Below are 13323 nucleotides of genomic sequence, written 5' to 3'. Positions count from 1 at the left end.
ACACCACCAGCGCCAAGTGGCGCCAGTGGTGATCGGGTAATAGCGGGACAGTTGATTCATGCCGGTAGCGGGGTTTGGTCGGCAGCCCACCGGGCTGCTTCGATGATGGAGTTCACTATAGCATCCACGGGCAGGCTCTGCACGGGCTGGCCTTCGTTGTAGCCATAGGGCAGGGCCAGCACGCGCATCTGCGCCGCCTGCGCCGCCAGCGCGTCATTGATCGAATCGCCGATGAACAGCGCCTGGGACGGCTGGATGCCCAGCAGGTCGCAGGCGTGAAAGAGCGGCAGGGGATCGGGCTTCTTGCGTTCGCAGGTATCGCCGCAGACGACGGCGTCGAAGTAGGTGTCCAGTTGCAGGTGACGCAGCAGTGGCAGAGTGAATTCGGTGCCTTTGTTGGTGACCACCGCCAGCCTGGCACCCTGGCTGCGAAACGCCTGCAGCCCCGCCAGTACGCCGGGAAACAGCTGGCTGTGGCGGCCGTTCAGGGCGCGATAGTGATCTTGAAAGCGCGCCAGGCCGCGCATCACCAGATCGACGCTGGCGGGCTTGCCGTCGTTGGCCAGCGCGCGGATCACCAGTTGTTCGACCCCTTTGCCGACGTAGGTGGCGATGGTGGCCTCGGGCAGTGCGGGCAGGCCCATGTCCAGGCGCATGGCATTGGCCGCAGCGGCCAGATCCGGGATGGTGTGGACGAGTGTGCCATCCAGATCGAAGAGAATTCCGGAAAAATGCATGAGGTGCAAGCTACTAGAGCGGCTGAGGCGCCTGCCTGTCAGCGCGGATCAATCGAAACGGGCGCCGGTGTCGTATCTGCCGGTTCCGGGGCGGGGCGCCAGACGTGCGCAAGACGCGCGTCGAGGCCCGCTGCATCGTACCATTTTCACTTTGACTGCATCAGCCTGGCCTCAACTTGAAACGAATGTTTCGTCTCGTGGGGCTCGATTACGTACGATTACGTCAGGCCGTGCCCGTGCGTGACTGTGGACATGGCGCGCAACCGGCGGCGCGTCAGTTGCCGGATGCCTGGCGTTGCTGATCGCCCTGCGCGATGCCTTGACGCAGCCCGGCGATGACCCGGGCGTAGTCGGGCTGCCCGAAGATGGCCGAGCCCGCCACGAAGGCGTCGGCGCCCGCGGCGCGGATGGCGGCGATGTTGTCCGTCTTGACCCCGCCATCGACCTCGAGCGCGATGGCCTGCCCGCCTTGCTCTTGCCAGCGGTCGATGCGGGCCCGGGCTTCGTGCAGCTTGGCCAGCGTATGCGGGATGAAGGACTGCCCGCCAAAGCCGGGGTTGACCGACATGAGCAGCACGAGGTCGAGGCGCTGCAGGACGTGATCCATCCAGTCGAGTGGCGTGGCGGGGTTGAACACCAGGCCCGCCTGGCAGCCGTGGTCGCGGATGAGTGCCAGCGTGCGATCGACGTGGCGCGAGGCTTCGGGGTGAAAGCTGATGATGTTGGCCCCGGCCTTGGCGAAGGCGGGCACCAGGGCATCGACCGGCTCGACCATGAGGTGCACGTCGATGGGCGCCTGCGTGTGCGGGCGCAGGGCCGCGCAGACCATGGGCCCCATGGTGAGGTTGGGTACGAAGTGATTGTCCATCACATCGAAGTGAATCCAGTCGGCGCCCGCGGCCACGACCTGCGTGACTTCTTCTCCCAGGCGGGCGAAGTCGGCGGACAGCAGGCTGGGGGCGATGCGGGCGGGGGGCAATTCGGTCATGGCGAAACGGCGTCCAGATATGTCATGATGGCGGTTTGGTGATTTCTTCATTTTAGTGCACGCGGTTTTTGCATGAAAAAGCTTTTATGGTCTGCGGCCCTTCTGGCCGTGCTCAGTGCCTGTTCCTCTGTGCCTCCCGAAGAATCCGCCCCGGGCGAACTCGCGGTTGCGCCCGCCGAAACGGGGCCGCTGGTGGTGCCGCCTTTGTCGGCCCTGCGCGAGACGCCCGCGCGTGCGTTGCAGGGGCGCTATGTGCCGGTCTCCTGGCAGCAGCTGCCAGGCTGGTCGGGCGACGACCTCAATCACGTCTGGAAAACGCTGCTCAATGATTGCCGCGGGCTGATGCGGCCCGTGTCTGGCTCGCTGGCCGCGCCCGCGCGCGCCGCGCCGCGTGCCTGGCAGCCCGTCTGCCAGGCCGCCGCGCAGGCCGGGCTGGGGCCACAGGCCTCGGGCGAGCCGGTGCGCCGCTTCCTGCAAACGCAGCTGCGGCCCTGGCGGCTCGAGCAGGCCTCGGGGCAGGTGGCCAGCGGCACCATCACCGGTTACTACGAACCCCTCATCCGCGCTTCGCGCAGCCGACAGGGCGCCTATCAGTGGCCGTTGTACGCCACGCCCGCCGACTTGCTCACCGTCGACCTGGGTGCCGTCTACCCCGAGCTGGCGGGCAAGCGCATCCGTGGCAAGCTTGAAGGCCGCCGCGTGGTGCCGTACGACACGCGCGCCCAGATCGCCGCCGACCCGGCCCGCCAGCCCCCCGTGATCGTCTGGGCCGACGACCCGGTCGAGGCCTTTTTCCTGCAGATTCAAGGGTCGGGACGCGCCGTGCTGCCGGATGGCGCGGTCACGCGCCTGGCCTATGCCGATCACAATGGCCAGCCGTACGTGTCCATCGGGCAGTGGCTCGCGCGGCAGGGCGAAATGCCCCTAGCGCAGACCTCGATGCAGAACATCAAGCGCTGGGCGCGCGCGCATCCCGACCGCGTGCAGCAGATGCTCAACGTCAACCCGGCCATGGTGTTTTTCCGCGAAGAAACCATCACCGACCCCGAACTGGGGCCGCGCGGCGGCTACGGTGTGGCCCTGATGGCCCAGCGCTCGGTGGCCATCGACCCCAATTTCGTGCCCCTGGGCACGCCGCTCTGGCTGGATACCCAGCACCCGGGCGGGGCGGGGCCCTTGCAGCGCCTGGTGTTCGCCCAGGATACCGGCACCGCGATCCGCGGCGCGGCGCGGGCCGATTTCTACTGGGGCACGGGCGACGAGGCCGGCGCGGCGGCGGGCCGCATGAAGCAGACCGGGCGCATGTGGCTCTTGTGGCCCGCCCAGGCCGGGGCGCCCAGCGCGCGCTGAACGCCTGCCGGGCGCGCGGGTGCTCGGTGCGTGTCCAGCCCGCCCGGCCATTAACCCTTGCGGTCTGCGCCAGATCATGTCCCGCTGCGCGCAGGCCCTGTACCATGCTGACATCATGAAGCAAGAATCCATTCTCGTTTGCGGCACCGGCATCGCCGGCCTGGCCTGCGCCCTGGGCCTGTCGCGCGCCGGTTTGCCGGTGGCTTTGCTGGGGCCGCGCCAGACGCCTCCCGTGCGGGCCGCCGACGACTACCATCCGCGCGTCTATGCCATTTCCGAATCCAGCCGTGCCCTGCTCGACCGGCTGGGCGCGTGGCGCCTGATCGAGGCGCGGCGCATCACCGCCGTCGAGGCCATGGAAATCCACGGCGATGCCGACGGGCTGCTCGACCTGTCGGCCTGGCAGGATGCGCGCGAATCGCTGGCCTGGATCGTCGAATCCGGCGAGATCGAGCGCGCCTTGCAGCAGGCCGCGCAGGTGATGGGCATCGCCTGGCACGAAGACAAATTTGTCGGCCTGACCCCGCAGGCGCGGGGCGTGCAGGTGGATACGGCCCAAGGGCGGCAGCTGTCCGCCAGCCTGCTGGTGGGGGCCGACGGCGCGCGCTCGCCCGTCCGGGTGGCGGCGCGCATCCCGCACGAATACACCCCGTATGGCGACATGGGCGTGGTCGCGCACCTGGATATCGAACGGCCGCACCAGCAGCGGGCCTATCAGTGGTTCACGGGCGACAGCGTCCTGGCCGTGCTGCCCATGCCGGACACCGCCCAGGGGGCGCAGGCCTCGTTGGTGTGGTCGATGCCCGAGGGACAGGCCCAGGCCTGGCTGGCGCAGCCGCCCGAGGCCCAGCAGGCCTATTTCGCAGCGCAGGCGGCGGCCATCACGCAAGGCCGACTGGGGCGCCTGGGCCTGCGCACCCGCCCCCAGGGCTTTGCCCTGACGCTCGAACGCAGCGCCATGATGGCGCCCGGGGTGGCGTTGGTGGGCGACGCCGCGCACCGCGTGCATCCGCTGGCCGGGCAGGGGCTCAACCTGGGCCTGGGCGACGTGCAGACGCTCATCCAGGTGCTGACGGCGCGCGCGCCCCAGCAGCACCTGGGCGAGGCGCGCCTGCTGGCGCGCTATCGCCGCCGCCGGGCCGAGCCCGTGCTGGCCATGGGGCTGGTCACGCACGGCCTGCACCGGCTCTTTGGCACGTCGTGCATGCCGCTGGCTTGGGCGCGCAACCAGGGCATGAGCCTGGTCGATCAGCTGCCGTTCATCAAGCGGCAGCTGATTCGCGCGGCCATGGGGCAGTAATCATTTGTGGCTTGCCGTGCGGCAGGCCCTGTTTTCGAGGTTTTCATGAACCATTATTCTCTTTGCCTGGCCGCGGGTTTGTTGAGCGTTGGCGTGTCGGCCTTTGCGCAGCCCGCGGGTGATTCGCTCACGAGCACCGCCCCCGCCAGCCACCCCGCCTCGGACGTGGTCGTCAGCACCGTGCCGGGGGCTTCCAGCACACGGGCCGACGACACGGTCGTCTCCACGGCGCCGACGGACACGGCGCAGCAGCAGGCCATCGCCCAGGCCTTCGAACAGCGCTTTCCCGGCATCCGGGTCGATGCGGTGCGCGTCACGCCCATGGGCGGCCTCTACGAGGTGCAGGTGGGCATGGATCTGCTCTACACCGACGCCAAGGTCGATTACGTGCTGCAGGGCTCGCTCATCGATGCCAAGGCCCGGCGCGATCTGACCGCCGAGCACCTTGAAGTCTTGCAACGCGTGGCCTTCGACAGCCTGCCGCTCGACCAGGCCATCCGGCAGGTGAAGGGCACCGGGGCGCGCAAGGTCGCCGTGTTCGAAGACCCCAATTGCGGTTACTGCAAGCAGCTGCACAAGACTCTCGAAGGTATCGACAACACCACGGTCTACACCTTCCTCTTCCCGATTCTGGCGGCGGATTCCAGCACCAAGGCGCGCGACATCTGGTGTGCCGCCAATCCGGCCCAGGCCTGGAAAGACTGGATGCTGAAGGGCGAATTACCGCCCAAGGCCGAGTGCGCCACGCCGCTTGAAAAGAACCTCGAACTGGGCCGCAAGCTCAATGTGCAGGGCACGCCCGCGCTGTTCTTTGCCGACGGCAGCCGCGTCAGCGGCGCCCTGCCGCTCGACGCCCTGAAGAAAAAATTCGACGAACAGCATGGATGAGCCCCCGATCGGATCAGTCCCTGCGGACTGATCCGCGCCTGGCGAATCGGAGCGGCGTACCAGCCGCGACGTGGGGGAGCCCCCGATCCACAGGGATCGGCTCGCATTCACAATTTGTTCCGATGTGTTTCAGGCTTGAAATATCCCGGGTTGCGGCTAGAATGATTTCTTCATAGAGAAACAAGTCGAAGTCCGAGGGTCGGTGGGGGATGACAGCGTCAGTCGGTACGGCCAATATCCCTTCCTGTTTGTAGGGGTATTGCCTGATTCGGCGCCTGCATTGCTGGCGCCCGGCCGCGGCTGGCGGGAGGATGCACTGTGCGGTATTTGAACCAGCGAGCGGGGCGCAGGGTGCTGGCGGTTGTCCTGGCCGCCTGCCTGTGGCTGGCGGGTGCCGCCGCGCAGGCCACCAGCCGCACCCTGACGTATTTTCCAGTTGGCCCCATCTACGAATATCGCTGGAAGGTACTGGGGCTGGCGCTGGATTACGTGCGCAAGACCGAAGGGGTGGCGCTCGACCTGCGGCCTTACGAAGAAGACGTCACGCAAAACCGGGGCATCCACCTGCTGCGGGACGGCGTCATCGACGTCATCGCGCTGGGCACCACCAGCGAGCGCGAAGCGGCCATGCGGCCCATCAAGATCGACATTTCTCGCGGTATCGTCGGTTACCGGGTGTTCCTGATTTCCGCCGACGACCAGGATCGCATCGCACACATGGACGATGAGGCCTTTCGCACGCAGCTGACGTTCGGCCTGGGCAGCCAGTGGGCGGACGTGCCCGTCATGCGGGCCAATGGCTATACGGTCGTCACATCGACCGACTACGACCGTCTCTTCCCCATGCTGGCCGCACACCGCTTCGATGCCATGCCCCGCGGGGTGGGCGAGGCCGGCATCGAACTCGCCGCCCGGCGGCTGGCCTACCCCCAGCTGGCGCTCGAAAAGACCCGCGCCCTGTTTTTCCCGTACCCCATCTATTTCTGGGTGCGGCGCAACGACGTGCGGCTGGCCGGGCAGATCGAGCGCGGGCTGAAGGGCGCGCTGGCCGATGGCTCGTTCCAGCGGCTGTTCCAGGCCTATCACGCCACGATGATCGAAGACATGAAGCACGCCACGCGCCGGGTCATCCGCCTGGACAACCCCCTGCTGCCCCCTGGTACGGCGGCCATCGATACCCGATGGTGGTGGCCCTGATGCGGAAGCATGAATGAAGACTCCCTCCACCCTGTCCCGGCGCCTGCTGCGTTCCATGTTGCCCTGGTATCTGCTGGCTACCATCGGCATGGTGGCCGTGCAGCTGAGCATCCAATACGTCAGCATCAGCCGGGCGGTGTCCGGCGACCTGGCCTCGCTGGGCCGTACCATCGCGCCGACCGTGGCCGATGCCGTCTGGGAACTCGACCGTGGCCAGCTGCTCAAGGCCCTGGCCAGCGTGCGCCAGAACGCCATCATCAGCGGCCTGCGGGTCGTGTCCTCGGATGGCGAGATGCTGGCTGAACACGACTGGCCGCACGCGTCGGCCGATGTGCGGCAATCCAGCCTGTTCGTCAGCGGCGATGCCGTGACCGTGCCGCTGCGCCACCTCGCTGGCGACGGCGAACCACGGGCGATCGGCACGCTCGATCTCTACACGGATCCCTCTGTCATCTGGGATCGCATCAAGTACGGCTTCATGGTCGTGCTGCTGAATTCCCTCATTCTCAGCGGTATTTTGTGGCTGCTCTTCGTCTGGGCGATCCGCAGCCGGCTCTCGAAGACGCTGGCGGCGGTCGCCGCCACCGTCAAGAGCTGGCGCTTCGATGGCGACGACGCGCAGGCCATGCCGCTGTCGTACCCCTATGCCGACGAGCTGGGCGAATTGGTGGACGCCCTGCGCGACAGCCGCCGGCGCCTGTCGGCGTCGATGTGCGCGCTCGAAGAGCTGAACCAGACGCTGGAATCGAAGGTGGCGACCCGCACACAAGAGCTGCGCCAGGCCAAGGAAACCGCCGAGCATGCCACGCGCGTGAAGTCCGACTTCCTGGCCACCATGAGCCACGAAATCCGCACGCCGATGAACGCCATCCTGGGCATGCTGTACCTGGCGCTCAAGGACGACATGTCGGTCAGCCTGCGCAACCGGCTGGTCAAGGCGCAGGGCGCGGCGCAGTCGCTGCTGGGCATCATCAACGACGTGCTGGATTTTTCCAAACTCGAGGCCGGCAAGCTGGCGGTCGAGCGCGTCGAGTTCGAACTGGAAACCGTGCTGGAGCGGCTGGTCGATGCGGTGGGCCTGCAGGCCGAGGCCAAGGGGGTCGAATTCCTGATCCGGCACGACCCCGCCATCCCCACCGTGCTGCTGGGCGATCCGCTGCGGCTGGGCCAGGTGCTGCTCAATCTGTGCGGCAATGCGGTCAAATTCACCGAGCAGGGCGAAGTCGAACTGTCTTTGCTGTGCCAGGAGCAGACCGCCGACAGCGTCACGATCCGGGTCTGTGTGCGCGACAGCGGCATCGGCATGACGCCCGATCAGGTGCGGTTGCTGTTCCAGAAGTTCACCCAGGCTGATCAGTCGATGACGCGCCGCTATGGCGGCACGGGGCTGGGCCTGGCGATCTGCCGCAGCCTGGTCGAGCTCATGGGCGGGCGCCTGTGGGTGGAATCCTCCCTGCCGGGGCAGGGGACGACCATGTGCTTCAGCGTGCGGCTGGCCGTGGCGCAGCAGGCGCAAGATCAGCAGCGCCAATTGCTGGCGCGTATCGGTTCACGGCTGCAGGGCTGGCGGGTGCTGGTCGTGGACGACAATCCGGTGTCGCTGGAAATCCTGTCCGAGATGCTGCGCTTCTTCCAGCTGGACGTCAGCACCGCCAGCCACGGGGCGCAGGCCCTGACCATGCTGCGGCAGGCCAGTGGTCAGCCCTTCGATCTGGTGCTCATGGACTGGCGCATGCCCGGCATGAACGGCGACGAAGTGGCCGGGCGCATCCAGGCCGATACCGCCATCGCACACCAGCCCAAGATCGTGATGGTGACGGCCTACGGCAGCGAGGACGTCATGCGCCGCGCCTCGCAGGCGGGCATGGACGGCTTCCTGATCAAGCCGGTGTCGCCGTCCTCGCTGCTCGACACGATGCTGTCGGTGCTGGGCCGGGGCCGCCTGATGCCCGACACGGACACGGAGACGCCCGCGCCGGGGCGGCTGGCCGGCGACACGGGGCTGGCGGGCGCCCGCATCCTGCTGGTCGAAGACAACGACATCAACCGCGAGTTCGCCGTCGAGCTGCTGCGCAGCGAGGGAATCGTCGTGGACGAGGCCGTGGACGGACGGGAAGCCGTGGATCGGGTGCAGCGCAAGCACTACGACGCGGTGCTGATGGACATCCAGATGCCCATCATGGACGGCCTGCAGGCGGTGCGGCGCATCCGGCGCCTGGGCCAGGCACCGGGCGAGGCGCGCCTGGCTCAGTTGCCCATCATCGCCATGACGGCGCTGGCGATGGCCTCTGATGCGCAGGCCAGCCAGGAGGCCGGCATGAACGATCACGTGACCAAGCCGATCGACCCGGATCACCTGCTGGCGACGCTCATGCGCTGGGTGACGGTGCCAGGGGGCCGGGCCGCCGCCGCGGCGCCGCCCGCAACGGGCGAGACCGACGCGGGTCTGCCCGCCGCGCTGCGGGCCATGACGCAGCTGGACGCCGCCGACGGCGTGCGCCGCATCGGCGGACGGGCCGACGCCTACCGCAGGCAGCTGCGGCGCTTTCAGGCGCAGTATGGCGGGGCCGTGACCGAATTGCGCGAACTGCTGGCGCGCGCGCCGCTGCGGCAGGCCGAGGCGCACTGCCACATGCTCAAGGGCGTGGCCGGCAATATCGGCGCCCGCGCGCTGTTTGCCTGCGTGTCGGAAATCGATGCCCGGCTCAAGCAGGGGCAGCCGCCCGAAGCCGCGCTGCTGGATCAGGCGCAAGCCCTGCTGCGGGGCGTGCTGGCCGATATCGAGACCTTGCCCGCCGAGCAGGCCCCCGCGTCGGCACCCGCGTCCCGGCTGGCGCCCGATGCGCTGCGAGATGTGCTCGAGCGCCTGCGGCAGGCGGTCGAATCCGATCTGGGGGCTGCCGAGGCGGTATTGGGCGAATTGCGTCGCGGGGTGGCGGGCACGCCGCTGCAGGCGGGCGCCCAGGAGATCGATGCGCTCATCGACCAGTTCGACCTGGATGCGGCCCTGGCCCGCATGGATGCGCTGGCGGCCCGGGCGGAGGGTACGCAATGAACCCGCCCGCTTGCCTGCCGCCCGTGCCACCGGGCATGGACGGCCGCCCCCGGCTGCTGATCGTCGATGACGCCGCCGCCAATCTGCATACGCTGGTGGGCGTGTTTCGGGGCGACTATGCCATTGCGGCGGCCACCAGCGGGCGCAAGGCCATCGAGATGGCGCGCCGCGCGCCGCATCCCGACCTGATCCTGCTCGACATCCAGATGCCGGACATGGATGGCTACGCCGTGCTGGCCGCCTTGAAGCAGGACGCCTCGACCGCCGGCATTCCCGTCATTTTCGTGACGGCGCTGACCGGGGCGGCGGACGCCGCGCGTGGCCTGCTGATGGGCGCGGCGGACTACGTCACCAAGCCCATCGACCCCGAGCTGTTCAAGGCCCGCGTGCGCAATCAGCTCGAACTGGCCCGCTACCGGCGCATGCCGACGGCGTTCGACATCCTGCCCCAGGCGCAGGCGGCACCCGCGGCGACGCTGCTGGTGGTCGATGACGTGCCCGAGAACATCCACGAACTGCTGGCGGCCCTGCGCGACGAGTTCCGCATCCTGGTGGCCAGCGACGGCGCCCGGGCGCTGGAAATCGTCCAGGGGCCGACGCCGCCCGACTTGGTGCTGCTGGACGTGATGATGCCGGACATGGATGGCTACGAGGTCTGCCGACGCATCAAGGCCGCCCCGTCGGGGCGGCACCTGCCGGTCATGTTCGTCACCGTGGCCGACGATACGCAGGACAAGCTGCGGGGCTTTGCCCTGGGGGCCGCGGACTACGTCACCAAGCCGTTCGACATCCAGGAGGTGCGCGCCCGGGTGCGAGCCCACCTCGAACTCGCGCACCTGCGCCGCTTTCTCGAAGACCTGGTGGCGCAGCGTACGGCCATGCTGCGGCTGAGCGAAGAAAAATACCGGATGCTGACCCAGCGCGATCCGCTCACCGGCCTGCCCAACCGGGTGCTGTTCGCCGAGCTGCTGGCGCATGCCGCCCAGCAGGCCGGGGGTGGGGCCGGGCGCTTCGCCCTGTTGTGTCTGGATCTGGACAAGTTTGCCGCCATCAATGAAACCCAAGGCCATGGACAGGGCGACCGGGTGCTGGTTCAGGTGGCCCAGCGCTTGCGCGGCCTGCTGGCGGAGCACGACACCCTGGCCCGGGTCGGCGGCGACGAGTTTGACCTGATCCTGGCCCGTGGCCCGGGGGGGCATGGCACGGATCTGGCCGCGCAGCGCCTGCTCGATGCCCTGGTGGCGCCGTTCGAGGTCGATGGCCAGCCGGTCTACGTCAGCGCCAGCATCGGCGTGGCCCTGTACCCGGAAGATGGCGCGACGGCTGAAATGCTGCTGAGCCGGGCGGATGCGACGCTGCACCAGGCCAAGGAGGATGGCCGTGGCAGCCTGCGCTTCTTCTCGCCGGAGATCATGCAGCGCGCCCAGGCGCGCCTGTCGCTGGAAGCCGAGCTGCGCCGCGCGCTCGAACAAGGGGAGTTTCAGGTGTATTACCAGCCGCAGCTGCACCTGGGCGAACGGGTGGTCACAGGGCTGGAGGCCCTGGTGCGCTGGGCGCATCCGCAGCGCGGCCTGGTTGCCCCGGGCGAATTCATCTCGCTGGCGGAGGAAAGCGGGTTGATCGTGCCGCTGGGCAACTGGGTGCTGCAAGAGGTTGGACGCCAGCTGCGCGAGTGGGCCGATCAGGGCCGCTCGCCGGGCTACGTGGCAGTGAACCTGTGCGCCTTGCAGCTCAGCGGCGAAGATTTTGCCGACAACGTGCAGGCCGTACTGCGGGCCAACCGCCTGGCCCCCGAGCGCCTGGAACTGGAAATCACCGAAAGCTGCCTGATGGTGGATCGGGTGCGCGCCATCGCCGCCCTGGAAACCCTGCGGCGGCTGGGCGTGCGCCTGTCCATCGACGACTTCGGCACGGGCTATTCGTCCATGTCGTACCTGCAGCACTTGAAGGTGCACCGGCTGAAGATCGACATGTCGTTCATCCGTGACCTGGAGACCAATCCTGGCAACGTCTCGATCGTCACGGCCATCATCGCCCTGGGCCATGGCCTGGGCCTGGAGGTGGTGGCCGAGGGGGTGGAAACCCCGCAGCAGCTGGCGCACTTGCGGCGCCTGGGCTGCGATCTGATCCAGGGCTATCTGCTGGGCCGGCCCGTGCCCGCGTCACAGGCGCTGGATTTGCGGCTGGACGCCGACGGCCCCCTGGGTGTCGTGCTGGCTGGCGGCGGCCGCGGCGCGTCGGCCTGAGCGGCCTATTTCAGCAGTGTCCAGGCGCCGTTCTTGACGGTGATGAGTTCGCGGCCACGCTGATCGAAGCCGCTGTGATCGGCCGGGCTCATGTTGTACACGCCCTGTGTGGCCACCAGCTCGCGGGTCTGTTCCAGCGCATCGCGCAAGGCGGCCCGGAAGGCGGGGGTGCCCGGCTGCGCCGCCTGGGCGGCGGCTGGGATGGCGTGCTGCAGCAACAGCCCCGCGTCGTATACATTGGCGCCGAACGTGGCCGGGCGCTCGCCATACTTGGCCTGATAGCGCTGGATGTAGTCTTCGGCGATGGGCTTGGAGGGGTTGCTGTCCGGTATTTCGGGCAGCACCAGCATCAGGCTGGCGGCCAGGATCGTGCCGTCCACGGCTTTGCCGCCCAGCTTCAGGAAGGCGGGCAGCGCGGCCCCGTGGGTTTGATAGAACTGCCCGTGATAGCCCTGTTGCACCAGAGTGGTTTGCGGCAGGGCGGCGGCAGCCCCCGTGCCCGCCACCAGGATGGCGTCCGGCTTGGCCGCCAGCAGCTTGAGCGTCTGGCCGGTGACCGAGCTGTCGGTGCGCTGGTAGCGTTCGGCGGCGCTGATCTGGATGCCGTTTTGCTTGGCCAGGGTGCTGAACACCTGATACCAGTCGTCGCCGTAGGCATCGCCGAAGCCGATGAAGCCAACCGTGTGGATGCCGCGCTTGACCATGTCCTGCACCAGCGCCTGGGCGATGATGCCGGTGTTCTGGGTGGTCTTGAAGGCCCACTTTTTCTGCTCGGTCATGGGCAGTACCACCGAGGCCGCCCCCACGGGGGCCAGCATGGGCGTGCCGGATTCGGCGGCGAACTGCAGCACGCTCATGGCGTTGGGCGAGCCGCTGGGGCCGATGATGGCGTCCACGTGGTTTTCGGAGATCAGCTTCTTGAAGGCCGTGACGGTTTGCGTGGGATCGCTGGCGTCATCCAGCGTGATGTAGTCGATCTTGAGATCGCCCGCCTGCGTGGGCAGCAAGGGTACAGTGTTTTTCTGCGGGATGCCGATCAGCGCCGTGGGCCCGGTGGTCGAGGCGACCACGCCGATCTTCACCTGGGCGAAGCTGCTTGCGGGAAGGGCCAGCAGGGCCGTGGCCAGGGCGGTTGCCAGTAGTTGAATGCGCACGCGCGGTCTCCAGAATGTGGGTTTTGTTGGGTGGCGCGCAGGTGGGCGCCGCGGACGATATCTTGGTGGAAATGCGGGCTGTGGGCAAGTGCCGTGAAAAAGCCCCAAGGCTGGCTGGTGTCCGGCGATTGGGGCTTTGGGGAAGGGCTTGGGCGCTGGCGGCGCCCAGGAACGAAGGGTTTAGAACTCTGTCCACTCTTCCGTGTCGGCGGTCACCGGGGCCGGCTTGCCCGGGGCGCGCAAGGCGGTACGGGTTGAACTGGGCTCGGCCGCCTTGGGCTCGGTGCGGCGGGGCCGCTGCGGGGCGGGGCTGACCACTTTTTCAGGGGCGGCCGCGGGTAGACGCGGCGCGCGGCTGCCCGCTGCTTGCGCCCCCGCCTGGCCGCCACCAGCGGCCCCGGCGCGCGC

General features: G+C 68.2%; 9 protein-coding genes and 1 pseudogene. 6 read left to right on the top strand and 4 right to left on the bottom strand.

Going from position 1 to position 13323, the window contains the following annotated elements; genetic code table 11:
• Positions 1-56: 56 nt before the first annotated feature.
• Both CCA01S_RS10955 and rpe read right to left on the bottom strand, forming a co-directional pair.
• Complete coding sequence (locus CCA01S_RS10955) at positions 57-737, bottom strand: phosphoglycolate phosphatase (protein WP_066458300.1); 681 nt, start codon at positions 735-737, stop codon at positions 57-59.
• A gap of 274 nt (positions 738-1011) precedes the next feature.
• On the bottom strand, positions 1012-1725 hold the full coding sequence (rpe, locus tag CCA01S_RS10950; RefSeq protein ID WP_066458298.1) for a ribulose-phosphate 3-epimerase: 714 nt from the start codon (positions 1723-1725) through the stop codon (positions 1012-1014).
• Between the two features lie 72 nt (positions 1726-1797).
• Between rpe and mltA the strand changes: the two genes are divergently transcribed.
• The 6 genes from mltA (at position 1798) to CCA01S_RS10920 (ending at position 11761) form a co-directional block, all read left to right on the top strand.
• Complete coding sequence (gene mltA, locus CCA01S_RS10945) at positions 1798-3075, top strand: murein transglycosylase A (protein ID WP_066458296.1); 1278 nt, start codon at positions 1798-1800, stop codon at positions 3073-3075.
• Positions 3076-3190: 115 nt separating this feature from the next.
• Positions 3191-4375: an FAD-dependent monooxygenase gene (locus CCA01S_RS10940; protein ID WP_066458454.1), complete on the top strand. Its 1185-nt coding sequence runs from the start codon at positions 3191-3193 to the stop codon at positions 4373-4375.
• 45 nt (positions 4376-4420) lie between these two features.
• A complete protein-coding gene (locus CCA01S_RS10935; RefSeq protein WP_066458293.1) occupies positions 4421-5263 on the top strand; it encodes a DsbC family protein in 843 nt (280 codons plus the stop codon).
• 351 nt (positions 5264-5614) lie between these two features.
• Entirely contained in the window at positions 5615-6460 is an 846-nt protein-coding gene (locus tag CCA01S_RS10930) for a substrate-binding periplasmic protein (RefSeq protein WP_198149987.1), read from the top strand.
• Positions 6461-6473: 13 nt separating this feature from the next.
• A complete protein-coding gene (locus CCA01S_RS10925) occupies positions 6474-9515 on the top strand; it encodes a hybrid sensor histidine kinase/response regulator (RefSeq protein ID WP_066458284.1) in 3042 nt (1013 codons plus the stop codon).
• Positions 9512-11761: an EAL domain-containing response regulator gene (locus CCA01S_RS10920; protein WP_084386695.1), complete on the top strand. Its 2250-nt coding sequence runs from the start codon at positions 9512-9514 to the stop codon at positions 11759-11761. Before CCA01S_RS10925 ends, CCA01S_RS10920 begins: the two co-directional genes overlap by 4 nt.
• A 5-nt stretch (positions 11762-11766) precedes the next feature.
• Here CCA01S_RS10920 and CCA01S_RS10915 read toward each other — a convergent pair whose 3' ends face one another.
• Positions 11767-12909, bottom strand: a complete 1143-nt coding sequence (locus CCA01S_RS10915; protein ID WP_232305084.1) for an ABC transporter substrate-binding protein — start codon at positions 12907-12909, stop codon at positions 11767-11769.
• A gap of 186 nt (positions 12910-13095) precedes the next feature.
• Positions 13096-13323, bottom strand: a pseudogene (locus CCA01S_RS15845) (hypothetical protein); the annotation flags it as partial.

The organism is Castellaniella caeni NBRC 101664 (genome assembly GCF_001592225.1).
Lineage (GTDB): Bacteria > Pseudomonadota > Gammaproteobacteria > Burkholderiales > Burkholderiaceae_B > Castellaniella > Castellaniella caeni.
This window is presented reverse-complemented; position numbering and strand designations above follow the sequence as displayed.

What these genes read in the sequence shown, in the direction of transcription:
- CCA01S_RS10955 (WP_066458300.1), bottom strand. Translation starts at nt 737, where the DNA reads ATGCATTTTTCCGGAATTCTCTTCGATCTGGATGGCACACTCGTCCAC.
- rpe (WP_066458298.1), bottom strand. Translation starts at nt 1,725, where the DNA reads ATGACCGAATTGCCCCCCGCCCGCATCGCCCCCAGCCTGCTGTCCGCC.
- CCA01S_RS10925 (WP_066458284.1), top strand. Translation starts at nt 6,474, where the DNA reads ATGAAGACTCCCTCCACCCTGTCCCGGCGCCTGCTGCGTTCCATGTTG.
- CCA01S_RS10940 (WP_066458454.1), top strand. Translation starts at nt 3,191, where the DNA reads ATGAAGCAAGAATCCATTCTCGTTTGCGGCACCGGCATCGCCGGCCTG.
- CCA01S_RS10920 (WP_084386695.1), top strand. Translation starts at nt 9,512, where the DNA reads ATGAACCCGCCCGCTTGCCTGCCGCCCGTGCCACCGGGCATGGACGGC.
- mltA (WP_066458296.1), top strand. Translation starts at nt 1,798, where the DNA reads ATGAAAAAGCTTTTATGGTCTGCGGCCCTTCTGGCCGTGCTCAGTGCC.
- CCA01S_RS10935 (WP_066458293.1), top strand. Translation starts at nt 4,421, where the DNA reads ATGAACCATTATTCTCTTTGCCTGGCCGCGGGTTTGTTGAGCGTTGGC.